We start from the raw sequence: 23,832 nt of genomic DNA, 5'->3' as shown, positions 1-23,832 counted from the left end.
GCAGGTATGGATTTTTATCTTGGTATCGATATCGGCACCTCCCGGGTGAAAGCGGTGCTGTTTGATCAGCATTTCACCGCGCGCGCCAGCGCTGCGGAAAACACCTCCCCCCGCCTGTCGGCCAATGGCTACGCGGAACAGGATATGACCCAGCTGTGGCATTCGGTGCTGGCTATTCTGCGCCAGATTGCCCGCCACCCGGCGCTGCAGGAGGGGCGGCTGCGGGCCATCGGCCTCGCCGGGCAAGGGGAGGGGGTCTGGCTCAGCGATGCGCAGGGCGAACCGGTGGGGCCGGGGATCCTGTGGAGCGATACCCGCAGCCACGAGCTGATGAGCGACCTGCTGCGCCGGCCCGGTTTTGACCGCCGCTATTTCGCCGATACCGGCACCCACCTGCAGCCCTGCAATACCAGCCTGCAGCTGTACTGGCTGAAACAGTATCAGCCGGAGCGGCTGGCGGCCGCGCGCTATCTGTTTTTCGCCAAGGACTGGATCCGCTTTCGCCTGACCGGCGTGGCGGCGCTGGAGCTGACGGACGCCAGCAGCTCATTACTCAATCAGCAGAGCGGCAGCTGGTCCTCGGTGGTGATGAACGAGATGGGGCTGGACGAACTGCTGCCGCTGTTTCCCCCTCTGCTGGCCCCGGACGCTCCGGCCGGTACGCTGAGCGACGCGGTGGCGGCGCTGACCGGACTGCCCGCCGCGACGCCAGTGGCCGCCGGGGCGCTGGATGTCTGTAGCGCCGCGCTGGGCTGCGGCGCGGTCAACGAAGGGGATATCTACACGATCCTCGGCACCACCTGCTGTACCGGAATCGTTTGCCGCGGTCCGCAGACGGTGAACGAGGCGACGCGCTTCGTCACTCACACCGAAGCCGGGCAGGTGATCTCGCTGTTTCCGATGCAGGCCGGTACGCCAAACATTGACTGGCTGCAGCAGCATATTTCGCTGGACGCCGATCTGGGTCGGCTGGAGCAGGCGATCGCGGAGGTGGAGCCAGGCAGCGGCGGCGTCTTCTGGCAGCCGTATCTCAATGGCGAACGCGCGCCGTTTTACAGCCCTGATGCGCGGGCCGGCTTTATCGGCATTAGCCCGCACACCACCCGCGCCGAACTACAGCGCGCGGTGTTTGAAGGCCTGGCCTTCGCCATTGTCGATGCGCTGCAGGGTTATCCCCAGGGCGGCGAGCTGTATCTGACCGGCGGCGGCGCAGCCTCGGCCACCTGGCTGCAGATTATCGCCGACTGTACCGGGCGCACGGTGGTCTCCAGCGCCTTTAATGAACTAAGCGCGCGCGGTGCGGCGATTCTGGCGGCCCGCAGCGTCGCGGCGCTGGCCGAGACGCCTCCGCTGGCGCAGGCCCGCTATCAGCCGCGCCCTCAGGCGCATGCCCGCTACGCGGCGCTGTATCCCGTTTATCGCCTGCTGCGTGAGCAGATGCTGCCGGTATGGCAGGCCAGGCAGGCCGCTCTTCAACGTCTTTCTCAGGAAGTACAACCATGAAAATCGTTTTTACCGCCGAGCATGCTGGCGACCTTAGCGCCTTCCACCAGCTGGGTGAGCTGCTGGTGGAGGGGTGGGCGCTGGGCAAACCGAAACTCAGCGCCGGTCAGCTGATTGAGCTGGCCCACGACGCTGAGGTGCTGGTGACCAGCTATGATGAGGTGACGGATGCGGTGATGGCCGCCTGTCCGCGCCTGCAGGTGATCGCCTGTACCCGCGCGAATCCGGTGAATATTGATACCCAGGCCGCGCAGGCGCGCGGCATCCGGGTACTCTACACCCCGGGGCGCAATGCCGATGCCGCCGCGGAGCTGACGCTTGGCCTGATGCTCAGCCTGGCGCGCCATATTCCGCAATCCCATGCGGCGCTGAAGCGGGGGGAATTCACGCAGGCTGACAATGCCGCCGCCGCCACCCAGCAGGGGCTGCGCCGGGATGTGGTCTGGGACGTGAGTCCGGAAAGCCCCTATGAAGTGTTTAAGGGCAGTGAACTGCGCAATAAAACGCTGGGCCTGGTGGGGTATGGCAACATTGGCCGCCGGGTGGCGCGTATCGCCCGGGCGTTCGGTATGGCGGTGCGGGTGGTGGATCCGTTCGTCGCCGCAGAGGATATCAATGAGCCAGGGTTACAGAAAACCACCCTGGAGGCGCTGTTCCGAGAGGCGGATATCGTCAGCCTGCATCTGAGCAGCGGGCCGCACAGCGACGGGCTGGTGAATGCGGCGCTGTTAAACAGCATGAAGCCCGGCGCGCTGCTGATCAATACCTCCCGCGCGGCGGTGGTCGACGAAGCGGCGCTGATTGAGGCTCTGCGTCACGGCCCGTTGGGCGGCGCGGCGCTGGACGTGTATCATCGCGAACCGCTGTGGCGCGATCACCCTTTTGTCACCGAGTTCGATAACGTGATTATCACGCCGCATATCGCCGGGGCCACCCGGGAGAGTATCGCCAAACACACGGCGATGATTGCCGCCGATCTTCAGCGCTATGTCGCCGGGGAGCCGCTGCTGTACCAGTGGCGTTAAGCCGCTTGCGTCGCCGCGGCGGCGCGGGCCCGGCGTCAGGGGCGATGGGCCGCCATAAAAGCCTGGGTCTGTTCCCAGTCTACCACCCCGGCATCCGAGCCCATCCCGGTCGCCACCAGCGCGGCCACCGCCGAGGCGACGTCGCACGCCGCTTTCACGCTGAGCCCGCGCGCCATCGCGGCAATAAACCCGCCGCAGTAGCTGTCGCCGCAGCCGGTGGTATCCACCGCCTCGACGGGCCACGGCGCAATATGCTCCAGCGCGCCATCGCGGCCGATAAGCCAGGAGCCGTTCTCGCCGTCTTTCAGAATGCAGGTGCCCACGCCCAGCGCAAAGAAGAAGCGGGCGATGGCCTCCGGCTGCGTCTCCCCGGAGAGAAAGGCGGCTTCCTCCAGCGAAGGCATAAAATAATCCACCGACGGCAGCAGGGGCCGCAGCAGTTCCAGGGTGTGTTCATTCGGCGCGATAAGGTCAAAGCTGGTGGTGACTCCACGCGCTTTGGCCGCCTGCAGCAGCCGTGCGCTCTGTCCCTGGTCCATTGCCGCCAGCAGTCCGCTCCCGCCGTGATGCAGGAAGCGACAGTCAAGGACGGCGTCAAATTCCGCTTCACTGACGAACAGGGCGTCAGACGCGCCCCGGCAGTGCAGGGCCGGACGTTCGCCGTTGGGGCGAATCGGCAGGATCGTCGCCGAGGTCTCCTTCAGCGCGGTGCGCTGGATAAGCGAGCAGTCAATGCCCAGCCGGGCATAGCTGGCGAGGATAAAGTCGGCCTTTTCATCTTCGCCCAGGCAGGCCACCGCCGCGGTGCGGATCCCGAGCTTCGCGGCGTTAATATTAGCCCCCGCAGCGGTGCCGGCGGGGTTGAGGCGAATTTGCTCAATAAAAGCGACGCCACCGCGCGGCGGGATCGCCACCACCGGGCGCCCGGCAATATCCAGAATAGTCAGGCCGACAAATACGGCGTCAAAGGTTGCCATCGTTCTCCCGTTTAGCGATGCGTTTGGCGCAGACGCGCCTGCCAGAAGGATAGGGCGAGGGCCACCACCAGAATCACGCCGACCAGCGCGTCCTTCACCAGATAATTGAGGCCCATCAGGTTCAGACCATTATCAATAATGGCGAGGAACAGCACGCCGCCGAGGGTGCCGGCGATGCTGACCCGGCCCAGACGGTTAAAGGCGGTGCCGATAAACACCGCCGCAATGGCGTCCATCAGGTAAGACTGCCCGGCCAGCGGGGTAAATTGCCGCAGGTTGGCGGAGAGGATCACCCCGCCGACGGCGCAGAGGGCTGAGGCGGCCACCAGCACGCCGAGCATGGTCAGGCGATCGCGGATCCCGGCGATGCGCGCCGCTTCGCTGTTCTGACCGATGGCGCGGATATATTTGCCCCACAGGGTGCGCTCGGTCACCAGCCAGGCCGCCAGCCACAGCGCCAGCACGATCGCTACCGGCGTGGGGATCCCGCCAAGGTTACCCACCGCCAGGTCGTGATACTCGGGAGCCATCCGCCGATAGGCTATCGCGCCGCCGCCATCGGTATAGATACGTTCGGCGCTGCTGGCGATAAACCAGGTGCCGAGGGTGGCGAGGAAGGGGCGGATCCGGCAGATGAGGATCAGAAAGGCATTGAGCAGGCCAATCAGCACCCCGCCGAGCAGGGCGCAGCCCACCGCCGCCTGCCACGGCAGATGCCAGGTTTTCAGGGCGACGAGAGCGAAGGCGGCGCCGAAATCGAGCGCCACGCCCACCGACAGGTCAATCGCCCCGGCGCTGACAATCAGGGTCATCGCCATCGCCACAATCAGCAGGATCGCGCTGCCCTGCAGCAGGTTGGCCCAGTTATCCACGGTTAAAAATACTGGATTCGCCCAGCCGAACAGGGCGATGGCCAGCAGGGTGATGATGCCGAATCCGGCCCGCGACAGCCAGGCCAGCGGGCTGCTGGCCGTCTGTTCCGCGGTAGCTGGGGTTTTCAGAGTGATTTGGCTCATGCCTCGCCTCCTTTGTGTCTGACCGCCGAGGCCGCCAGTACCACCAGGATCAGGCCGCCTTTAATGGCGCCCATCCAGAAGATATTGACCCCCAACAGGCCGAGTCCGTTAGAGAGGGCGTTAACCAGAATCGCCCCCAGCAGCGCGCCCCAGATGGTGACTACCCGACGGCGGGAGAAGGCGGCGCCGATAAAGGTCGCGAGCACGGTTTCCAGCAGCAGCGGCGTGGCCGTTCCGCTGGAGCTGCCGGAGCCCTGGCTGAGCAGCGGCAGAATAGCCAGCCCGGCGGCGATGCCGGCTAACAGCCAGACCTGCAGGGTTAAGCGGCGCACGTTCAGGCCGCTCATTTGCGCCATATCGCGATTGCCGCCCACCGCCTGCACATGCTGACCGAAGCGGGAGTGATGGAGCAGGAACTGGAACAGGATAAATACCCCCAGCAGATAGACCAGCGGCCAGGGCAGGCCGAGGAGGCTGTTATCGCGAAAGGCGACCATCAGCGGATCGCTGACCGCGATGCGCCGCTGGCCGGTCAGCAGGTCCGTCAGGCCGGTAAACGCCACGGAGGTCGAGAGGGTAGCCAGCAGCGGCGGCAGGCCGGCCGCCAGCACCAGGAAGCCGTTGATCGCCCCGCAGAGCAGGCAAACCGCCGCCAGCAGCGCCAGCAGCAGGAGATACGGTGTGTGCCATTCGGCCAGCCCGAGGCTGAGCAGCGCGACGCCGAGCACCGCCGTCGCCGGCAGGGAGAGGTCGATGCCGCCGGAGACCACGTCATCTCCGCCAACGGCGATGACGCAGACCAGGCCGAAACAGAGGATCGCCAGCGGAACGCTCTGGACCAGCATCAGGCTGATATTTTGCCAGCTGAGGAAGTAGGGCGACTGCACGCTCAGCCACACCAGCAGCGCCAGAAACAGGATCAGGGGGAATTTTTCAACAAGCGTCGCCAGGCCCGGACGGCCGCGACGCTGGATAGCGGTATTCATGGTGAAGGCTCCTGTCCGCCGTTGATCGTCACCAGCAGGGCGTCGAGGGTCAGCCCGCGGGTGGGCAGATTGGCCGCCAGCGCACCGCGCCAGAGGACGAGGATCCGGTCGCATAGTCCGAGCAGTTCGGTGGCGTCGCTGGAGGAGACCAGCACCGCCCGCCCTTTATCGGCCAGCTGGCGCGTACGTTGATAAATATCGCGGCGGGCGCCGATATCAACCCCGAGGGTGGGTTCATCGAGAATAAACAGCCGGGCATCGGTGCCGAGCCAGCGGGCGAGGATCGCTTTTTGCTGGTTGCCGCCGCTCATGTAGCGTACCGGCAGTGCCGGGCGACCCGGGCGGATCGCCAGCTGTTCTATCCAGTCGCGCGCTTTCCTCTCGGCGATCCCCCGCCGCTCCCAGCCAAAGGTGGCGGTCTCCGGCAGCGAGGCGAGATTAATATTGTCGGCGGTAGTGAAGGAGAGGATAAGCCCCTGATGGCGGCGGTCGCGCGGGACCAGCGCCATTCCGGCGCGGATCGCCTGCTTTGGCGTACGGATTCGTCGCGGCAGGCCGTCGAGATGGATAGTGCCGCGCTCCGCCGGACGCAAGCCGTAGAGTAAGTCCACCAGCACATCGCGCCCGGCGCCGAGCAGGCCGGCGACGCCGACGATCTCCCCCGGGTGAATATCAAAAGAGAGATCCTGCAGCTGCCGTCCGTCGCTCAGCTGGCGCACCGAGAGCAGCGGAGCCTCCCCGTTGTCTGCCGCCGGGCGCTGGCGCGGAGTATACAGCTGGTCGATTTCCCGGCCGACCATCATGGCGATCAGCGCCTCGGTATTCTGCAGCAGGTCGCGGTCGGGATAACCGACCACTTCCCCGTTGCGCAGCACAGTGCCACGGTCGCAGAGGCTGGCTATCTCATTGAGATAGTGGGAAATATACAGAATGGCAATGCCCTGGTCGCGCAGGCGCAGGATGGCGGAGGTGACCAGACTGGCCTCCTGGGCCTCGAGGGGGGCGGTGGGCTCGTCGAACACCACCAGCCGCGCCGCGCCGTCGATCAGCGCGCGGGCAATCTGCACCAGCTTGCGCTCGGCCAGGCTCAGGTCTCGCACCAGACGTTCGGGGTCGATCGCCAACTGCCAGTTTTGCTGGAAAAATTGCGCCGTGGCGGCCTTCATCCGTCGGCGATCCAGCGCCCCCCAGCGGGTGCGATACTCCTGGCCCAGAAACACCGATTCCGCGACGGTAAAGTGCGGGATCAGGTTGAGCTCCTGGTGGATAACGCGGATGCCGGCGGCTTCGATGGCTGCCGGGTTGCCGAGGGGCAGCGGGCGACCGTCGAGGGTCGCGCTGCCGCTGTCGGCCTGATAAACGCCGGCGAGGATCTTGATCAGCGTCGATTTACCGGCGCCGTTCTCGCCAATCAGGCCATGAATCTCCCCCGGATTGAGGCGCAGGGTAACCGCATTAAGCGCCATTACGCTGGCAAAACGTTTGCCGATCTGGTCCATGACCAGACCCGCGGCGGGGCGCTCCCCGCCAGGGTGTTGATTTATCACTGCAGTTCGCCGTATCCCAACTGTTTATACACCGCTTTCGCTTCCTGCGGACCTTTCACCGGTATCACCGGGATAAAGGTTTGCACCGGCAGTTTCTGACCGGCAAAGTAGCGGGCCACGTTGTCGGCGGAGGTCTGGCCGATCAGATGCGGCTGCTGCGCGACGTTAGCCACGAAGGGACTGCCGGGCTCCGCCATGATCTCCAGCGTTTCCGGACCGGCGTCGATGGCCGTCACTTTCACGTCCTTATCACGGCCGGTCTCTTCCAGCGCCTGGACGATACCGATGGCCGGTTGATCCCAGCAGGCGACATGGATGGCGTCCAGTTTGCCTTTCGGATACTGGCTGAGTAATTCGAGGGTTTTCTTCCGCGCGTCTTCCGGCGAGTTGGCGAACTGTTCCGCGAGCTCGGGCTGGATAATATGAATATCCGGGTAATCCTTAAGGACATATTTCCACTGATCGTAACGAATTCCGCAAATACGCAGCGCGCTGGAGAACGCGTTAAATACAGCGACGTTGCCTTTACCGCCTAATTCGTCCGCCATGTAGCGACCGATGGTGGAGCCCAGAGTGTAGTTATCGGAGGTGGTATTATTGACCGAATATTGTGAAACATGATCCACGGTGAATACCGGGATACCAGCATCACGCAATGCTTTAAATTTGGGTTCGACGGCGCTGTCGCCGAGAATACTAATTACCGCATCCACCTTGCGTGACAGTAAAATATCGTGATTATTGGCATGAACCTGATTATCCCGGCCGCCATCGACGCCAATGACTTTGCCTCCCAGTTTCTCCACTTCCTCTGTCGCGCCTTTAAAAGCTTCGCGATCCCAGAAATGCTGGGTGCCTACTACGGCAACGCCAATGGTTTTTCCCTGTAAGGAGAGGGTATCAGCGGCAGTGACGCTCAGCGAGGCAAGGGAAAGCAGTCCCAGCGCGGCAGGCAATAATTTTCTCTTCTGCGACATTGTTATTATGATCCTGTGATGAAGGTGGTTGCGGACCGGTAGCATGACAAGAAGCACCTCGCCACCTCAAATACAAAATAAGTCTAAGTTATGCCGGCAATGTTATATCGCGGAAACGCCAGAGAAAAAGTTTATTTTGTCATGAAGAACCTGAAAATATTTCATGATGGCGGATAGGCCTTTTTATTTTGTGGTTTTATTTTTGGCTTGTTCCGTGTTTATTTAGCAGATAAAGACAATTTTCTGTTTATTATGAGTGTATGGGAAATACGGCATCTACAGAGAAAAAGAGAAGATTGCGCGGGCTAAAGCTTTTTTTAGCAGCGCAATGTCTGGCCGGGTAAGCAATATTACCGCATTTCCCCGCTTTATTTTAACGAACCTTAGGCTGAGAAGAACGCGGGCGCTATGAAGAAACAGCATAATTATACGGTGATGCACTGGGGAACCTGGCAGGTGGAGAGCCGCGAGGGCGAGATCGTGGCGGTTAAGCCGGTGCCCTGGGATAAAAAACCTTCACGCATCGGTCAGTCGCTCCCCGACGCGGTGACCAGCCAAACGCGCATTCGTCGCCCGGCGGTACGCGCCGGCTATCTGCAGCACGGGCCGGCGTCACGAGAAGGGCGAGGCAAGGAGCCCTTTGTCGAAGTCAGCTGGGAGGTGGCCCTGGACCTGGTGGCTCGCGAGCTGCGCTCGGTCAAGGCGCGCTGCGGCAATGAGGCGATTTACGGCGGCTCCTACGGCTGGGCCAGCGCCGGGCGCTTTCACCATGCGCAGAGCCAGCTGCACCGCTTTCTTAAGGGCTTTGGCGGGTATACCGCCAGCACCAATACCTATAGCAGCGCCGCGGGCGAGCGCATTCTGCCGCATATCCTTGGGCCGCTGAGCCCGCTGCATCGTCAGCATACCCATTTTTCCGAGCTGGCGCGGGAGTGTCAGCTGTTTGTCGCGATTGGCGGTCTGCCGCTGCGCAATGCCCAGGTCAACGGCGGCGGCGCCAATGACCATATGTTGCCGTACTGGCTGGATAAGATGCAGGCCAACGGCACGCGGTTTATTAATATCAGTCCGGTGCGCAATGACCTCAGCGCGGTGCCCGACGCCGAGTGGCTGGCCATTCGGCCGGGCACCGATACCGCACTGCTGCTGGCGCTGAGCTATGTGCTGATCGCTGAGTCCCTCTACGACCAGGCGTTTATCGCCAGCCATACCGTCGGGTTTGCCCCTTACCGCGCTTATCTGTTGGGCGAGCATGACGGCATAGCGAAAACACCGGCGTGGGCGGCGGCAATTACCGGCCTTGACGCCCAGCGCATCGCCGAGCTGGCGCGGGAGATGGCCCGCCACCGGACGATGGTGAATATCTCCTGGTCCATCCAGCGCGCCCGTCAGGGGGAGCAGGCCTACTGGGCGACGGTGGCCCTGACCGCGCTGCTGGGACAGATCGGCACGCCGGGCGGCGGCCTCGGGTTTGGCTATGCCTGTACCAACCTGGCGGGGGCGGTGCGAAAAGCGTTTTCCGGCCCGCGCTTGCCCGCCGGCGAAAATGCGGTGGACAGCGTTATCCCGGTGGCGCGGCTGTCCGATATGCTGCTGCACCCGGGAGAAGCCTATGAGTTCGACGGTCAGCTGCTGCATTATCCCGACATCCGTCTGGTCTACTGGGCGGGAGGCAATGCGTTTCACCATCACCAGGATATTAACCGACTGTGCGAGGCCTGGCGCCGTCCGGAGACGGTGGTGGTGCATGAGCAGTACTGGACCGCGCAGGCCAAATTCTCTGACATCGTTCTGCCGGCTACCACCTCGCTGGAGCGAGAGGATATCGGCAGCGGCGGTCACGACGGATTTATGATTGCCATGAGCGCGCAGATCCCGCCGGTGGGCGAAGCGCGTGACGATTACGCTATTTTCCTCGATCTTGCCGGGCGGCTGGGCTTCGGAGAACCGTTCAGCGAGGGGCGGGACGCCGGGCAGTGGTTGCGCCATCTCTATGAGGAGTCAAGGCCGCGGGCGCAGGAGGAGGGCATTGCGCTGCCCTCGTTCGAGGATTTCTGGCAGCAAGGGGTGCTGGAGTACAGTGCGCCGGAGCGGCCGCAGGTCTTTCTCGCCGATTTTCGCGCCGATCCGCAGCGCTATCCGCTTTCCACGCCCTCCGGCAAGATTGAACTCTTTTCCGCTACCGTCGCCGGGTTTGGCTATCGCGAATGCCCTGGCCATCCCTGGTGGGATGAGGAAGAGGCTGCCCGGCAACGACAGGAGGCGGCGCGCTGGCCGCTTCATCTGCTCTCCAGTCAGCCGCGCGCCCGCCTGCACAGCCAGTACGACCACGGCAGCGTCAGCCGGGCGACGAAAATTCAGGGACGCGAGCCGCTGTGGATGCATCCGAGCGATGCGCAGGCAAGAGACATCCGCGAAAGCAGCGTGGTGAAAGTGTATAACGACCGCGGGGCGATTCTGGCGGGCGTGCATTTGAGTGAACAGATTTTGCCGGGGGTGGTACAGATGTCCACTGGCGCCTGGTATGACCCTCTGGATCCCAATGAAAAAGGATCCCTTGATAAGCACGGTAATCCCAACGTGTTAACTGAGGATCGCGGCAGTTCGCGCCTGGGGCAGGGCTGTAGCGCCCAGAGCTGTTGGGTGGAGATCGCCCCGTGGCGAGAGGAACTGCCGCCGATCACTGCCTTTGACCCGCCGAAGTTTATCGCGGTTTAGGAGTCGGGGATCGCCGGCGGCGGGGCGGGTAGTCCGGAGGAGGCGCGGTATGCGCCGCCTCCGGCAAAGTGCGCGCCTGGCGGTTTAAGACTGACGACAGTTTGACGTTACGCCAGCCGTGGGTAGGCGCTGGCGATATCGTCGCCGGTAAACTGAGCGATCCAGCCTTCCGGGTTATCAAAAATGCGAATGGCGGTGAAGTTCGGTTCTGAACCCATATCAAACCAGTGCGGAGTGTGGGCGGGAACCGAAATCAGATCGTTCTTTTCGCACAGCACCTGGAACACCTCGTCGCCAATGTGCAGGCAGAACAGGCCGGCGCCCTCGACAAAAAACCGGACCTCGTCTTCGCCATGGGTGTGCTCGTTGAGGAATTTTTCCCGCAGCGCCTCTTTCTGCGGGTTATCGGCGCGCAGGCTGATGACGTCCCAGCTTTGATAGCCCTTTTCGGCGACCAGTTTGTCAATCGCATGCTGATAGGCGGCAATCACCGTATCTGCGCTGGGGTCTGCACCGAGGTCGCGGTCGGCCTGCCAGCGTTCGAAGCGGACGCCTTTGGCGTTAAGCTGCTCCTGAATCGCTTTGGCGTCGGTGCTGTGCCAGACCGGCGTTTGCGGATCGGTTACGGAAAATAGGGTTAATGCGCTCATGCTGGGATCTGCTCCGGATGAATGTCGTCAAAACGCTGAACCTGAGGGTGGTGGCTTGCCGGGTCGCGGTCGCCGCGTACCAGCTGGACAGTGCGCAACCCCGCGGCTTCAGCGGCGTCGAGTTCCTGATGGATATCCGACAGGAACAGGATGGCCCCGGGGGCGTGGCCCAGGTGTTCAGCAATGTTGCGGTAGGACTGCGCTTCGCGTTTGGCGCCTACCAGGGTATCGAAATAGCCCGTAAACAGATGAGTAATATCACCTTCATCGCTGTAGCCAAATAACAATTTCTGCGCTGCCACGGAGCCAGAAGAATATACATACAGATCAATGCCCTGCGCTTTCCATTTCTCCAGCGCCGGCAGCACGTCCGGGTAGAGATGACCGGTAAAGTCGCCGTTGAGGTAGCCATCGCGCCAGATGATCCCCTGCAGCGCCTTCAGCGCAGTGGATTTACGGTCTTCGTCCATAAAGGCGAAGAGGGTAGCAATCAGGTCGGCGGTGCTGGCGGCGGGGGCGTCTGTCTCGCGGCGCAGGTTGTCGAGTATCGTTCTCACCGGCTCAGCGTGCTGTTGAGCGGTCACAAAGCCGGCCAGTCGTTCGCGGGCGTAGGGGAACAGCACGTTATGCACGAAGCGGATATCGCTGGTGGTGCCTTCGATGTCGGTCACGATGGCGCGGATCATGGTTTCTCCAGAGTGGGCGTAGCGTGGAATAACATTAGCATTTAGACGTCTAAGCGTCTTGATTGCCAAATATTAACATCGTGTTATAGTGGCTTCAACAACAGCATTACAATCGGTAAAACAAGAATGAGCAATAACCCGTTGATTCCAGAGAGTAAACTCCCGGCGCTCGGTACCACCATTTTTACCCAGATGAGCGCTCTCGCCCAGCAGCATCAGGCCATTAACCTGTCTCAGGGCTTTCCCGATTTTGACGGCCCGCGCTATCTTCAGGAGCGTCTGGCGTACCACGTGGCGCAGGGGGCGAACCAGTATGCCCCGATGACCGGCGTGCCGGCGCTGCGCGAGGCGATCGCTGACAAGACGGCGGAGCTGTATGGATATCGACCCGACGTCAACAGCGATATCACGGTTACCGCCGGGGCGACGGAGGCCCTGTACGCGGCGATCACCGCCCTGGTGCGCCGTGGCGACGAGGTGATCTGTTTCGATCCCAGCTACGACAGCTATGCTCCCGCGGTGGCGCTGGCCGGCGGCGAATTACGCCGTATTGCCCTTCAGCCGCCGCATTTTCGCGTCGACTGGCAGCAGTTTGCCGCGACGCTGAGCGACAAAACCCGGCTGGTGATCCTCAATACCCCGCACAATCCATCAGCCACCGTCTGGCAACGCGAGGATTTCGCTGCCCTGTGGCAGGCGATTGCCGAACGCGAGATCTATGTCCTCAGCGATGAGGTCTATGAGCACATCTGCTTTGCCGAGGGCGGCCACGCCAGCGTGCTGGCGCATCCCCAGCTTCGCGAGCGGGCGGTGGCGGTCTCTTCGTTTGGCAAAACGTTTCATATGACCGGCTGGAAGGTTGGCTACTGCGTGGCCCCGGCGGCCATCAGCGCGGAGCTGCGTAAGGTTCATCAGTATCTGACCTTCTCGGTGAATACCCCGGCGCAGCTGGCGATCGCCGATATGCTGCGCGAGGCGCCAGAGCACTATCTCGAGCTGCCGGCGTTTTATCGTGAACGCCGCGATCTGTTTATTGAGGCGCTGCGCCCCAGCCGGCTGAAACTCCTGCCATGTGAGGGCACCTACTTCCTGCTGGCGGACTACAGCGCCCTCTCCGATCTTGACGACGTGAGCTTCTGCCGCTGGCTGACGACAGAGGTTGGGGTGGCGGCGATCCCGCTCTCCGTCTTCTGCGCCGACCCGTTCCCGCACAAGCTGATCCGTTTGTGCTTCGCTAAACAACCGGAGACCCTGCTGGCCGCGGCGGCGCGTTTGTGCCAGCTATAGTTATTTAATGGTCCATGCCTGAGAGAACTGGCGGCCGGCGAACATTTCCGTCAGGCCGCTGATTTGCTTCAGACGCAGTACCTCATCGGCATCCATCCCCAACTCTTTGCCGATCTTTTGCGGTGTCCAGCCGAGCCGGGTCAGCTCGCGCACAATCTCCGACATGGCGTGGATTTGGTGACGTCCCCGCGCCCGGTTGTGGCGTATGGTTGCCGCCATCAGCCCATCGCGGGAGGCGGTTTCATTCGGCAGACAGGTCACCGGCAGATAGCCATGCAGGGCATTTTTCAATGACGCTTTGCTGCAGGCCAGTTCATGACGGTGAAAACCATCGACAATGGTATACGCCTGCGGACCCTGGCGGATGACCACCACCGGCTGGGTAAAGCCATCGGCTTCCAGCGAGGTCTGCAGCAGACGTTTTTCCGGCGGCGCCACGTTGTTCGGATTGTAGTCATTGGGGGCGACCTGCTCCTGTTTGACCCACAGCACGCAGTCAACCGGCTGGGAGCGGAAGGGACTGCGCTGGTGGAGCACATGGCGAAACGCGTTGATAGCCTCGATGCGCGCTTCATCATCCAGCGTTTGCAGGAAAGCGTCCAGCGCCTGCGTTAGTTGTTGTTGCATAATATCCCCCATTGTTGACGATGTTTTTCCATACGTTTTCGGTAGCGCTGATAGTGGCTGCTTTTGGTCGGACTGAACGAGAGCTGACGGCACCAGTAGTCGTTATTGAGCAGCACTTTGCAGACTCGTCGCCAGGAGGGGATATCCTTTGTGCCAATGTCCCCGGGCTGGGTGTCGGGAATATCTTCCATCCCTTTTTTCTGATACCAGCGCAGGTAGACGGCGATTTTATTGCGATAGTGCTCGGCGGTGGTTTCCGGCATGCTGTCGAGCAGGAAAAGAGCATAGCTTTTCCATGTCAAATGGTCGGGTTTGTCGATTTTTCGGTGACCGTAGAACTGATTGTCATGCCCGGCATAGACGCCGCCGCTGTGCGCGCCGCTGACCCGCTGACACATCGCGGCCCAGCGTTCCGGCTCCAGCACATGGTACAGCCACAGCCCCTGGCGCTGCTCCGGACCGAAGGGTTCGCAGATGCGCATGTAGCGCAGCGGCACTCCGGCCTGATACATCAGATCGTACAGCGGATTATAGGGCTGGCCGCTTCTGGCAAACCAGGTCCAGATATCGGCGGTTTTCCAGTCATAGAGCGGATAGATGTACCAGGCGTGCCCTCCCGGCGCCGAGGTGGTCCACGGTTTATCGTCAGCGAAGCGCTGTTTGCGCTGGGAAGAGATGGTCATAAAGCGATTCAGCGACTCATCAGCCCGAATGCCCACCAGCACGGCGGCGGGCCGCCGCTGGGAAAACCACTCGGCAAAATGGCTGACGAAGGCCTCAAAGCTCATTCCGGGTTGGTAGAAGGGGAAATAATCCGGGTGGGCGATCGCCCCTGGCGGCGGCTGGCGGACCCAGCGGGCTCCGGGCTCCCAGCATTGCCATTGCGGCTTATACTGCGTCAGGGCATTTTGGGTCGTGAGCGGCAGGGCGACCCAGTAAAAGGTGTCGATGACATCCTGATACAGGGCGCGCAGTTTTTCACAGTGGGCGATGGTGCAAGAGAACTGTGCTTCCCAGTCAATAAACAGTACGCTGATTTTCTTGCCCTGTAACCGAGCTGCCTGCGCGGTTAAATGCAGCATAACGGTGGAGTCTTTTCCGCCAGAGAAAGAGACGCAAACGCGTGAAAAATTATCCAGAACCCATTGGATCCGCTGCTCCGTCGCCTGCAGCACCGACTCCGGTAAGGGATATTTAATAAACGACATGGCCATTAATCCTTTAATACGAGATATTCCCATTTGGTCAGTATAAACGATGAGGGCCGGGAGTTTAATGGTCGTTTTTTTATTCGGACAATGTGGGGTAAATAGTGGATATGTTATCCATTGTTATTAATTTGTGGTTGTGATGCTACTCTATCATCCATTAGAATGCTGATTAATTCAGATAAGAAATGATTCTGCGAAGATGAATGATGGTGGTTAATGTATATTGTGATATCCGGGAAGAGATTGTCTATATTAATGACGTGAAGCTGCATAGTGGGTGAAATAAAATCAAATAAATAGGAAGGAACGAAGCCAATTAAGTCGGTTTTACTGATCATATTAAGAATGGTCATAAACGAGTCACTGCGAAAGGCGATATTGTTCGGGTTCAGCCACGGCATGCTGCTCTGCTGAACGCGCTGAATCACGGGATCGTTGGTGATGTAGTGGGTAAAAAACTCCTGCGCCAGCGCTTCAACCGATGTGAGTTCCTCACGCCGCGGATGGTCCCTCCGGCACAACGCCAGCGTCTGCACCGTCTTATAGGGCTGACAAATAGTAGCGCGGTTGTTGATGGGCATTCGGGTGAATACCAGATCCGCCTGGCGATACGCCAGCAACTCCTCCGCCGATTCCGTGGTGGTCAGGTTATGGTGCTCAATCTGTAAATTAGCCTGATGACAGAGCTGGTTAATCATAAAATGGCTGTTTACTGAACAGAACAGCGGCGGGCCATATATCACAATACGCTTTCGCAGTTCGGTGCGTTTATTGAGATTGATTGTTTTTTCCAGTTGTTCAAGGTTTTGTTGCAGATGATAATGAAGATTGACGGAGGCGGTGGTGGGCGTCATGCCTTTCCCGACCCGAACAAATAGCGGATCATTTAATTGTTGGCGCAGACGCTGCAATGACTGACTCACCGCCGACGGGGTGATAAATAACGTCGCCGCCGCTTTGCTGATGCTTAAATGTTGATATATACACTCAAAAATAACCAATAGGTTTAAATCGAACTTTTTCAGGTCGTAAAGATTTGCCATTAATGCAGCCCTGTGTATTATCAGTGCGAATTGAAATATTCATAATAAGAATGTTGAATGGCTTAATATGCGTGGTGTGAATTTATTTTTGGCCAGTAATATTAAGCTTTGCTTAATATATCTTATTGTCGATAGCGGCGCCAGCGGTGGTTGTTGTCTGGCGCCACTCCACAATAAGATTATTTCTTTTCACCCATCATAATTTGTAGCTTCTCTTTATCCGGCAGGCCGACCACCTGCTGCAGCATATTGTCCTTATTCATATAATAAATGGCTGGCGTGACGTTGGCCCCCAGATCGTCCATCAGCTGCTGATTGACGTTGAGCATTTTCATTTTCTCGGGCGGGATAGCCTTCGGTATCGTCAGGGCTATTTTGCCGTTCGATTGCTCGTAATCATGCCAGGTTTTCGCCGGATCTTTACTGGCGAGAATCGCTGCGGCAGTGACCGGGCTCTCCGGCTTGATCACGCCCACCAGCAGGGTGCGGATCTGCACTTTACCGGCGTCCACCCAGGGACGGGACTGCTGCCAGAACTGTTTGCAGTAAGGGCAGAAGGGGTCGGCAAAGACATACAGCACGATGGGGGCGTCTTTGTTGCCATCCTGCAGCCAGTGGGCGCTGGCCATCTTCTTCCACATCTCTTGTCCCGCCGGCGTGTAGAGCTCTTTTTGAAACAACTGCTCGCTGAGGTTGTTGCCGTTCTCGTCATACATATAGCCGGAAATGGCATGTTTGCCGTCTGGCGTGAGGTAGATGGCGACGCCCATATCCTGGTATTTACCCAGCCAGCCTTTCATTCTCCCCGGCGCGTCAAAGGGTTTGATGATAGTAATGCCTTGTTTTTCAATAGCTTTTACCGGGGCGGGTAGTTCTTCCGCATAGCTGCAAAAAGGCAAAAGGCTGAGCAACAGCAGACGTTTTAACATGAGTATTCCTTGTAAAATCAGCAGGAAAGGAAGAAAGATTGCCAAACCTATTACAGTTATAGGCAGGATCAGCAGAACGACGGATTGCCCTTTCCTGGCGTGGGTGATGTAATCCTGGATGCTGTTACATTAAGGTAATGTAGAGCGCAACACATAGCCAGTCTGACTGGCGCTGAACCTACCTTCGGGTATTTCAGGTAACGGGGCCGCCTGAAAAGGTGGCCTTTTTACTTTTGTCGCGGCAAATGATGCGAAAAACAGCGAACAGCGCTGAACGCGTCGCCAGGTTCACAAAGTTGTCTTGTTCCGGTTGTTAGATAACGCTTATTGATTCGATAATGTAAACGCATTGGTCGGGTCAGGAAAAATTCGTTAACTTACACCTCAACGAAAACACGGAGGAAGTATAGATGTCCTTAATTAACACCAAAATCAAACCGTTCAAAAACCAGGCATTCAAAAATGGTGAATTCATCGAAGTCACCGAGAAAGACACCGAAGGCCGCTGGAGCGTCTTCTTCTTCTATCCGGCTGACTTCACCTTCGTCTGCCCGACCGAACTGGGCGACGTGGCTGACCATTACGAAGAACTGCAGAAGCTGGGCGTAGACGTTTACTCTGTTTCTACCGATACCCACTTCACCCACAAAGCGTGGCACAGCAGCTCTGAAACCATCGCGAAAATCAAATACGCGATGATTGGCGACCCGACTGGCGCCCTGACCCGTAACTTCGACAACATGCGTGAAGATGAAGGTCTGGCTGACCGCGCCACCTTCGTGGTTGACCCGCAGGGTATCATCCAGGCAATCGAAGTTACCGCTGAAGGTATCGGCCGTGATGCGTCTGACCTGCTGCGTAAAATCAAAGCGGCGCAGTATGTTGCTTCCCACCCAGGCGAAGTGTGCCCGGCGAAATGGAAAGAAGGCGAAGCGACGCTGGCTCCATCTCTGGACCTGGTCGGTAAAATCTAAATTTCCGTCGCCTTTCACGCTATAGCGGCGTTGGCGTTGCCTGCTCACCCCGGTCACTTACAGGTGTAAGCTCCCGGGGTGAGCAGGCTAGCCGCCTTGCTCTGGCGCGAAATGCTTAGGAAATTGCGTAGATTATCAGGGCGCTTTGGCGCCCATTTTATTCCAACACCATGATGCAAGCGCATTCAGGCAGCCTGACAAGGCCGCTTGCATGATGATGTTTTAAGCCCAGGAGATAACAATGCTCGACACCAACATGAAAACCCAGCTCAAGGCCTATCTTGAGAAGCTGACTAAGCCTGTTGAGCTGATTGCCACGCTGGATGACAGCGCTAAATCGGCAGAAATCAGGGAACTGCTGGCTGAAATTGCTGAACTGTCAGACAAAGTCACCTTTAAAGAAGACAACACGCTGGCGGTACGCAAGCCATCGTTCCTGATTACTAACCCAGGTTCCGACCAGGGCCCACGCTTTGCGGGCTCCCCGCTGGGCCACGAGTTTACCTCGCTGGTGCTGGCGCTGCTGTGGACCGGCGGTCATCCGTCGAAAGAGGCCCAGTCTCTGCTGGAGCAGATCCGCGATATCGATGGCGACTTTGAGTTTGAAACCTACTACTCGCTCTCCTGCCATAACTGCCCGGACGTAGTCCAGGCGCTGAACCTGATGGCGGTGCTCAACCCGCGTATCAAACATACGGCGATTGACGGCGGGACGTTCCAGAATGAGATCACCGAGCGCAACGTGATGGGCGTGCCGGCGGTGTTCATGAACGGCCAGGAGTTTGGTCAGGGACGGATGACGCTGACGGAAATCGTCGCCAAAGTGGATACCGGTGCGGAAAAACGCGCAGCGGAAGAGCTGAATCAGCGTGACGCTTACGATGTGCTGATCGTCGGTTCCGGCCCGTCCGGCGCGGCGGCCGCGGTTTACTCTGCGCGTAAAGGGATTCGTACCGGCCTGATGGGCGAACGCTTCGGCGGCCAGGTGCTGGATACCGTGGATATCGAAAACTACATTTCGGTGCCGAAAACCGAAGGCCAGAAGCTGGCCGGGGCCCTGAAAGCGCACGTTAGCGACTATAACGTCGATGTGATCGACTCCCAGAGCGCGACCAAACTGACGCCGGCGGCGACAGAGGGCGGCCTGCACCAGATCGAAACCGCCTCCGGCGCGGTGCTGAAGGCGCGCAGCGTCATCATTGCCACCGGGGCGAAATGGCGCAATATGAACGTGCCTGGCGAAGATCAGTATCGCACCAAGGGCGTAACCTACTGCCCACACTGCGACGGTCCGCTGTTTAAGGGCAAACGCGTGGCGGTAATTGGCGGCGGTAACTCCGGCGTGGAAGCGGCTATCGACCTGGCGGGCGTCGTGGAGCACGTGACCCTGCTGGAATTCGCACCGGAGATGAAGGCCGACCAGGTGCTGCAGGATAAAGTCCGCAGTCTGAAGAATGTCGATATCATTCTCAATGCGCAGACTACGGAAGTGAAAGGCGACGGCAGTAAGGTCACCGGTCTGCAGTACCGTGACCGGGTGAGCGGCGATGAGCATCATGTCGCGCTGGCGGGGATTTTCGTGCAGATCGGCCTGCTGCCTAACACCACCTGGCTGGAAGGCGCGGTTGAGCGTAACCGTATGGGTGAGATCATCATCGATGCGAAGTGCGAAACCAACGTCAAAGGCGTATTCGCCGCCGGTGACTGCACCACTGTGCCGTACAAGCAGATTATTATCGCGGCAGGGGAGGGGGCGAAAGCGTCGCTGAGCGCCTTTGACTACCTGATCCGCACGAAAACCGCATAACAAGTCAGACAATAGACCTGCATAACCAAGAGGCTACCCTGGGGTAGCCTCTTTTTTTATGCTCTTTTTCCTCCCCCTTACCTGACGACCATCACCGGGATATGGGCATGACGGATGACGCTCGAGGCGTTGGATCCCAGCAGGTGGGTACTGATGGAGGGATTGCGTGAGCCAATCACCACCACGTCGGCGTTTATTTCACTGGCCAGTTCGTTGACCATGTCGCGCACGCTGCCGAAACGCACATGCAGCTTGATACGTGAGGGGTCAATGCTGAAATGGCTGACCATGGTCTGCAGGCGGGTTTCCGCCTCATGCTGCAGATGCTCCTCAAAACGCCGCAGGTCGGCGGTAAACCGGCTCATGGTGAAGCTCGCTGAACCGGGTAATACGTGGAGCAGATGGATTACCCCGTCCTGCTGGGCCAGAAACTCCGCGTGCCGGACGGCTTTATCGCTCAGCGCCATCTCAAAGACATCAACCGGCATAATGATAGTCTTATACATATGCAATCCTCCTTGTTCGTTTGCGTCTATATCAACATATTATATGCGGATATTGTGTCATTCAGGTCGCAAAACTGTCAGTCAGGCAGGCGCAAAGCGTAAAAAAAGGTTAGCGGGGGGCAAGACAGCAGAAAGAGGATGTGTGGACATCCTCTGAATAAAGCGCGATACGCCTCAGGCAGCGGAGATTAGCGGTGGAATTCGCCAGCGGCTTCCGGCTGGTACAGCAGCGCCAGCACTTCCAGGTGCGTTGACGCCCCGCCCGGCAGCTCCCAGTGAATGGTGCTGCCGACCTTGAGGCCGAGCAGAGCGGCGCCCACCGGCGCGAGGACCGAGAGCTGGCTGGCGCTGTCGGTCACCTGCGACGGAAACACCAGCGTCCGCACGCGCTCTTCACCGCTGGTTAAATCGCGGAATTTAACCGTACTGTTCATGGTGACGACATCGTGCGGCATCGCTTCCGGCGCCAGCATTTGCGCGCGGTCGAGCTCGTCGTTCAGGGCATCGGCAACCGGCGAGCTGGCGAAAGCTGGCTGCTCCAGCAGCCTGTCGATACGTTCGGCATCCAGTTCGTTAATGATGATTGCGGGTCTGGTCATTGCATACTCCATGTTATCCAGGAACCTGTCCGTAAAAGAAAACCCTCGCCGAAAAAGGCAAGGGTTAAGGTTCTCCCATCATACTGAGAGTTGCCGGCAGTTTGAAGTGATGAAACGCACAATCAGCGCGCAACGCCCCCCCGGCGAACGACGTTTTCTGGTCAGCACGCGGCGTCGCGCTAGTGGCCAACCTTATCGAGGATAAACTGCGCGCCGCAGTTACCTGGGTGAGGCTGAGGCAAAAAGGCGGAAGTGGCCAGCGGGGCATTGATGGTCGCGGCGTTGAGCGAGATTTGCATCTCGGTCAAATAGGCCGGATTACCGTTACAGGTTAATTTAAACGCCTTCACGCTCTGCGGACCCCAGGCGCGGGCCACAGCGGCGTCGAAGTCGGCGCGGCTAACGGTTTGGCCATAGTGTTTGGCAAGGAAATCGCCCACCGGGCTGCGCTTAATTTCTCCATTCAGGCGCACCATGGTGCCAAAATAGCTGTCGGGATCGAAGCCGAAGCAGACGCCATGTTTGGCGTATTCGTAACGTTCGAGGCAGGAGGTGCCGCCCGCGCCCGGCATCACGCTATTCAGTTTGTTGGCCATCTCCAGCGACAACCCGGTCTCCGCCGCCTGACATTTGCGGTTCGCTTTCACCTCCGGCATGTCGGGCACCGGGCGCGTGGCGCAGCCGTAGCGCATCCAGCGTCGTTCATCCACTCCGCGCGCGGCAATGGACTTTGGCAGCCCGGGCCACAGGCCATGCACGGTCAGAAAATCGGCTTTATTCGCGGTTTCCTGCTGCAGGCGACACTCTTCCGGTTCGTTGCGGTTACGGTCATACATGCTCTGACAGAATCCGGTTTGCCAGGAGAGGGCCAGGACATAGCGGTCAAAATCAGCGTATCGCGTCGCGGTGAGCGGTTCAGCGCCGGCCTGAGTGGCGGTAAGCACAAGGGCAAGCGCGGCGAATTCCTTCCTGAACATGTTTATTCCTGATTGTGGATGGCAAAAGATAACGGGGGGTTATTAAAGCATAAAAAAGGCGCCTGCTGGCGCCTTTTCACGTGGTTAGACCATTAGTGGACCGCGCTGCCGGGGACGAGGATCTCGGTCGCGACGATCACCACCAGCAGGCCAACCATCACCGGCACCGAGGTGCGTTTGACCACTTCGAACGGGGAAATCTTCGCCATCCCGGCGACGGCCACCACCACGCCAGAGACTGGCGATATTGTGCGGCCAAGGTTCGAGGCCTGCAGCATCGGGATCGACAGATAGGCCGGATTGATGCCGGAGGAGTGCGCCAGCTTGGGGATCATCTCGACAAAGGCGTAGAACGGGGCATTGCCGGAGCCGGTGGTCATCGCCGCCAGCATGGTCAGGATCACCAGCACCAGCATCAGAATAATACTGGCCGAGCCGAAGGAGGTAGCGATGGAGATCAGACCATTGATGAAGCCGATGGTGCTTAATCCCTGAGCAAAAACGCCGGCGGCGACCAGCAGCATCACCACGCCGGCGAAGGCGTCAGCCATCCCGCGGTAGGCGACTTCCAGTCCGCTGAAGACGTTTTTGGTGTTGAACCCGCGCAGGAATTCGAGGATCGCCGCCAGCAGCATGCAGCCGACGAGGATGGTAATAATGTGCAGTTCCGGTCCCCATTTGCCATCGAAGATCAGCACGCCAATAATCGGCGTAAACGGCAGGATGGCGTACAGCGCCGGAGCGTTGGTGGTGATCTCGTTGACGTCGAGCATTTCGTGGGAAATGTTCTCTTTTTTATCCAGGTAGCGCTGCCAGAAGAAGTGGGCGATCGCCATGCAGATGATAGCGGCGATGGAGATCGGCAGCGTGGTCTTAAAGGCAAAGTCGATCAGCGGCATTTCGGCCGCTTTGGCCGCCAGCACGACGTCGCCCGAGGTGGGCGAAAGGATAATCGCCGCCGGCGAGGCGCAGATGGCCGCCGCCGCCCCGCGGCTGATACCGACGTTTACCATCACCGGGAACAGGGTCGCCATCAGCAGCACGCCGAGGCCGGTCGCGGAGGAGACGGCCAGTGACATCAGGCAGGCGACAAAGTAGGCGGCAATCATCAGCAGATAGGGCGAATTGATATAGCGCAATGGCTTTGAGGCTAATTTCACCACCATATCATTGGCGCCAATATGAGTCATATAGGTGGCGAAGCCGCACAGCATCATGATCATCATACCCAGATCGCCGCCACGGCTCATGAGGAGAATCTTAATGTATTCAATAATGTCAGTGGCGGAGTAACCGGTGCCCGCGGTATTGCCTGGTAAGATTTTATGTCCCAGCAGGGCGCTGACGATCAATAAGATTAAGCCCCCGACGAACAGCACCCCGGTGGCTGAGTAGCCTTTGATGATATAGCGGGCGACGCCCACAATGACCACGATCCCGATCAGGATCTCAATAAACGTCAGCATTTATTACCCCTAAGCCCAAAGAATATGTAGTGAAAAAGCGTCACACCAAATTTTAATGTGCGAATGTGCCGAAAAAACGGACGAAACTCGCTGATGCAAATCAATAAAGCGACAAGAACTACGCGTCCCCGTTACGCCTGGATATAATCACCAGATGGATAGTTAAGTGGTTCTGATGGTCAGCGGGCGAAAATCAGGAGTTTGCCTTATTTCGTTCAACCTGTATTGAGACTATCTTTGCTATTTTAGGTGGCTTTTAAATGAAAGTGGTAATAGAAAAGTGTTGATGTTACGTCGTTTTTCATTGTTTTCTCTTGGTTT

21 protein-coding genes are annotated in these 23,832 nt (G+C 59.1%); 6 read left to right on the top strand and 15 right to left on the bottom strand.

Going from position 1 to position 23,832, the window contains the following annotated elements; all coding sequences use genetic code 11:
* The first annotated feature begins 6 nt into the window (after positions 1-6).
* Together ACLEXF_RS12150 and ACLEXF_RS12145 are read left to right on the top strand one after the other, a co-directional pair.
* Positions 7-1,503: an FGGY-family carbohydrate kinase gene (locus ACLEXF_RS12150; RefSeq protein ID WP_315966798.1), complete on the top strand. Its 1,497-nt coding sequence runs from the start codon at positions 7-9 to the stop codon at positions 1,501-1,503.
* Positions 1,500-2,528 carry a 2-hydroxyacid dehydrogenase gene (locus tag ACLEXF_RS12145; protein ID WP_004885809.1) on the top strand — a complete coding sequence of 343 codons (1,029 nt, stop codon included), beginning with the start codon at positions 1,500-1,502 and terminating at the stop codon, positions 2,526-2,528. The genes ACLEXF_RS12150 and ACLEXF_RS12145 overlap by 4 nt, the downstream gene beginning before the upstream one ends.
* Positions 2,529-2,563: 35 nt before the next feature.
* On the opposite strand, the gene ACLEXF_RS12140 is transcribed toward ACLEXF_RS12145, so the two are convergent.
* The 5 genes from ACLEXF_RS12140 to ACLEXF_RS12120 are packed head-to-tail and all read right to left on the bottom strand — an operon-like array spanning position 2,564 to position 8,031.
* Positions 2,564-3,505: a carbohydrate kinase family protein gene (locus ACLEXF_RS12140; protein WP_043521668.1), complete on the bottom strand. Its 942-nt coding sequence runs from the start codon at positions 3,503-3,505 to the stop codon at positions 2,564-2,566.
* Positions 3,506-3,516: 11 nt separating this feature from the next.
* The gene (locus ACLEXF_RS12135; protein WP_043521666.1) at positions 3,517-4,521 is read right to left on the bottom strand and encodes an ABC transporter permease; all 1,005 of its coding nucleotides are present in this window, start codon (positions 4,519-4,521) and stop codon (positions 3,517-3,519) included.
* Complete coding sequence (locus ACLEXF_RS12130) at positions 4,518-5,507, bottom strand: ABC transporter permease (RefSeq protein WP_004885817.1); 990 nt, start codon at positions 5,505-5,507, stop codon at positions 4,518-4,520. Before ACLEXF_RS12130 ends, ACLEXF_RS12135 begins: the two co-directional genes overlap by 4 nt.
* Entirely contained in the window at positions 5,504-7,006 is a 1,503-nt protein-coding gene (locus tag ACLEXF_RS12125) for a sugar ABC transporter ATP-binding protein (RefSeq protein ID WP_074186536.1), read from the bottom strand. Before ACLEXF_RS12125 ends, ACLEXF_RS12130 begins: the two co-directional genes overlap by 4 nt.
* Before the next feature lie 44 nt (positions 7,007-7,050).
* Entirely contained in the window at positions 7,051-8,031 is a 981-nt protein-coding gene (locus tag ACLEXF_RS12120) for a sugar ABC transporter substrate-binding protein (RefSeq protein WP_004885820.1), read from the bottom strand.
* Positions 8,032-8,439: 408 nt separating this feature from the next.
* Here ACLEXF_RS12120 and ACLEXF_RS12115 point away from each other — a divergent pair, with 408 nt between their 5' ends.
* Positions 8,440-10,749, top strand: a complete 2,310-nt coding sequence (locus ACLEXF_RS12115) for a molybdopterin-dependent oxidoreductase (RefSeq protein WP_335259056.1) — start codon at positions 8,440-8,442, stop codon at positions 10,747-10,749.
* A gap of 107 nt (positions 10,750-10,856) precedes the next feature.
* Here the strand turns inward: ACLEXF_RS12115 and ACLEXF_RS12110 are convergent, their stop codons facing one another.
* Complete coding sequence (locus ACLEXF_RS12110; RefSeq protein WP_407259890.1) at positions 10,857-11,399, bottom strand: 1,2-dihydroxy-3-keto-5-methylthiopentene dioxygenase; 543 nt, start codon at positions 11,397-11,399, stop codon at positions 10,857-10,859.
* The gene (gene mtnC, locus ACLEXF_RS12105) at positions 11,396-12,085 is read right to left on the bottom strand and encodes an acireductone synthase (protein WP_065882550.1); all 690 of its coding nucleotides are present in this window, start codon (positions 12,083-12,085) and stop codon (positions 11,396-11,398) included. Before mtnC ends, ACLEXF_RS12110 begins: the two co-directional genes overlap by 4 nt.
* 141 nt (positions 12,086-12,226) lie before the next feature.
* On the opposite strand from mtnC, the gene ACLEXF_RS12100 reads away from it, so the two are divergent.
* Positions 12,227-13,372, top strand: a complete 1,146-nt coding sequence (locus ACLEXF_RS12100) for a pyridoxal phosphate-dependent aminotransferase (protein ID WP_407259999.1) — start codon at positions 12,227-12,229, stop codon at positions 13,370-13,372.
* Here ACLEXF_RS12100 and ACLEXF_RS12095 read toward each other — a convergent pair whose 3' ends face one another.
* From ACLEXF_RS12095 to dsbG, 4 genes are all read right to left on the bottom strand, one after another.
* The gene (locus ACLEXF_RS12095) at positions 13,373-13,999 is read right to left on the bottom strand and encodes an IbrB-like domain-containing protein (RefSeq protein ID WP_004885834.1); all 627 of its coding nucleotides are present in this window, start codon (positions 13,997-13,999) and stop codon (positions 13,373-13,375) included.
* Positions 13,984-15,207 carry a phosphoadenosine phosphosulfate reductase gene (locus ACLEXF_RS12090; protein WP_004885837.1) on the bottom strand — a complete coding sequence of 408 codons (1,224 nt, stop codon included), beginning with the start codon at positions 15,205-15,207 and terminating at the stop codon, positions 13,984-13,986. The genes ACLEXF_RS12095 and ACLEXF_RS12090 overlap by 16 nt, the downstream gene beginning before the upstream one ends.
* A 113-nt stretch (positions 15,208-15,320) precedes the next feature.
* A complete protein-coding gene (gene citR / locus ACLEXF_RS12085) occupies positions 15,321-16,253 on the bottom strand; it encodes a DNA-binding transcriptional repressor CitR (RefSeq protein WP_004885842.1) in 933 nt (310 codons plus the stop codon).
* Between the two features lie 179 nt (positions 16,254-16,432).
* Complete coding sequence (gene dsbG, locus ACLEXF_RS12080) at positions 16,433-17,182, bottom strand: thiol:disulfide interchange protein DsbG (protein ID WP_064190109.1); 750 nt, start codon at positions 17,180-17,182, stop codon at positions 16,433-16,435.
* Between the two features lie 410 nt (positions 17,183-17,592).
* On the opposite strand from dsbG, the gene ahpC reads away from it, so the two are divergent.
* Together ahpC and ahpF are read left to right on the top strand one after the other, a co-directional pair.
* Positions 17,593-18,156, top strand: coding sequence for an alkyl hydroperoxide reductase subunit C (gene ahpC / locus ACLEXF_RS12075; RefSeq protein ID WP_002894394.1), 564 nt, complete (start codon positions 17,593-17,595; stop codon positions 18,154-18,156).
* A gap of 241 nt (positions 18,157-18,397) precedes the next feature.
* Positions 18,398-19,963 carry an alkyl hydroperoxide reductase subunit F gene (gene ahpF, locus ACLEXF_RS12070; RefSeq protein ID WP_017899084.1) on the top strand — a complete coding sequence of 522 codons (1,566 nt, stop codon included), beginning with the start codon at positions 18,398-18,400 and terminating at the stop codon, positions 19,961-19,963.
* A gap of 77 nt (positions 19,964-20,040) precedes the next feature.
* Here the strand turns inward: ahpF and uspG are convergent, their stop codons facing one another.
* The 4 genes from uspG to dcuC all read right to left on the bottom strand — a co-directional run bounded on the left by uspG (position 20,041) and on the right by dcuC (position 23,511).
* Complete coding sequence (uspG, locus tag ACLEXF_RS12065; RefSeq protein ID WP_002894401.1) at positions 20,041-20,469, bottom strand: universal stress protein UspG; 429 nt, start codon at positions 20,467-20,469, stop codon at positions 20,041-20,043.
* Between the two features lie 188 nt (positions 20,470-20,657).
* Entirely contained in the window at positions 20,658-21,068 is a 411-nt protein-coding gene (rnk, locus tag ACLEXF_RS12060) for a nucleoside diphosphate kinase regulator (protein ID WP_004885849.1), read from the bottom strand.
* A gap of 179 nt (positions 21,069-21,247) precedes the next feature.
* Complete coding sequence (rna, locus tag ACLEXF_RS12055) at positions 21,248-22,045, bottom strand: ribonuclease I (RefSeq protein WP_004885850.1); 798 nt, start codon at positions 22,043-22,045, stop codon at positions 21,248-21,250.
* A gap of 92 nt (positions 22,046-22,137) precedes the next feature.
* Positions 22,138-23,511 (bottom strand): anaerobic C4-dicarboxylate transporter DcuC, encoded by a 1,374-nt coding sequence (gene dcuC / locus ACLEXF_RS12050; protein WP_217312137.1) that lies wholly within the window; start codon positions 23,509-23,511, stop codon positions 22,138-22,140.
* Between the last annotated feature and the right edge of the window lie 321 nt (positions 23,512-23,832).

Source organism: Klebsiella pneumoniae complex sp. WS1778 (assembly GCF_049472055.1).
Taxonomy (GTDB): domain Bacteria; phylum Pseudomonadota; class Gammaproteobacteria; order Enterobacterales; family Enterobacteriaceae; genus Klebsiella; species Klebsiella quasipneumoniae.
Note: the sequence above shows the minus strand (reverse complement) of the source record. Positions and strands in the feature narration are given on the sequence as shown.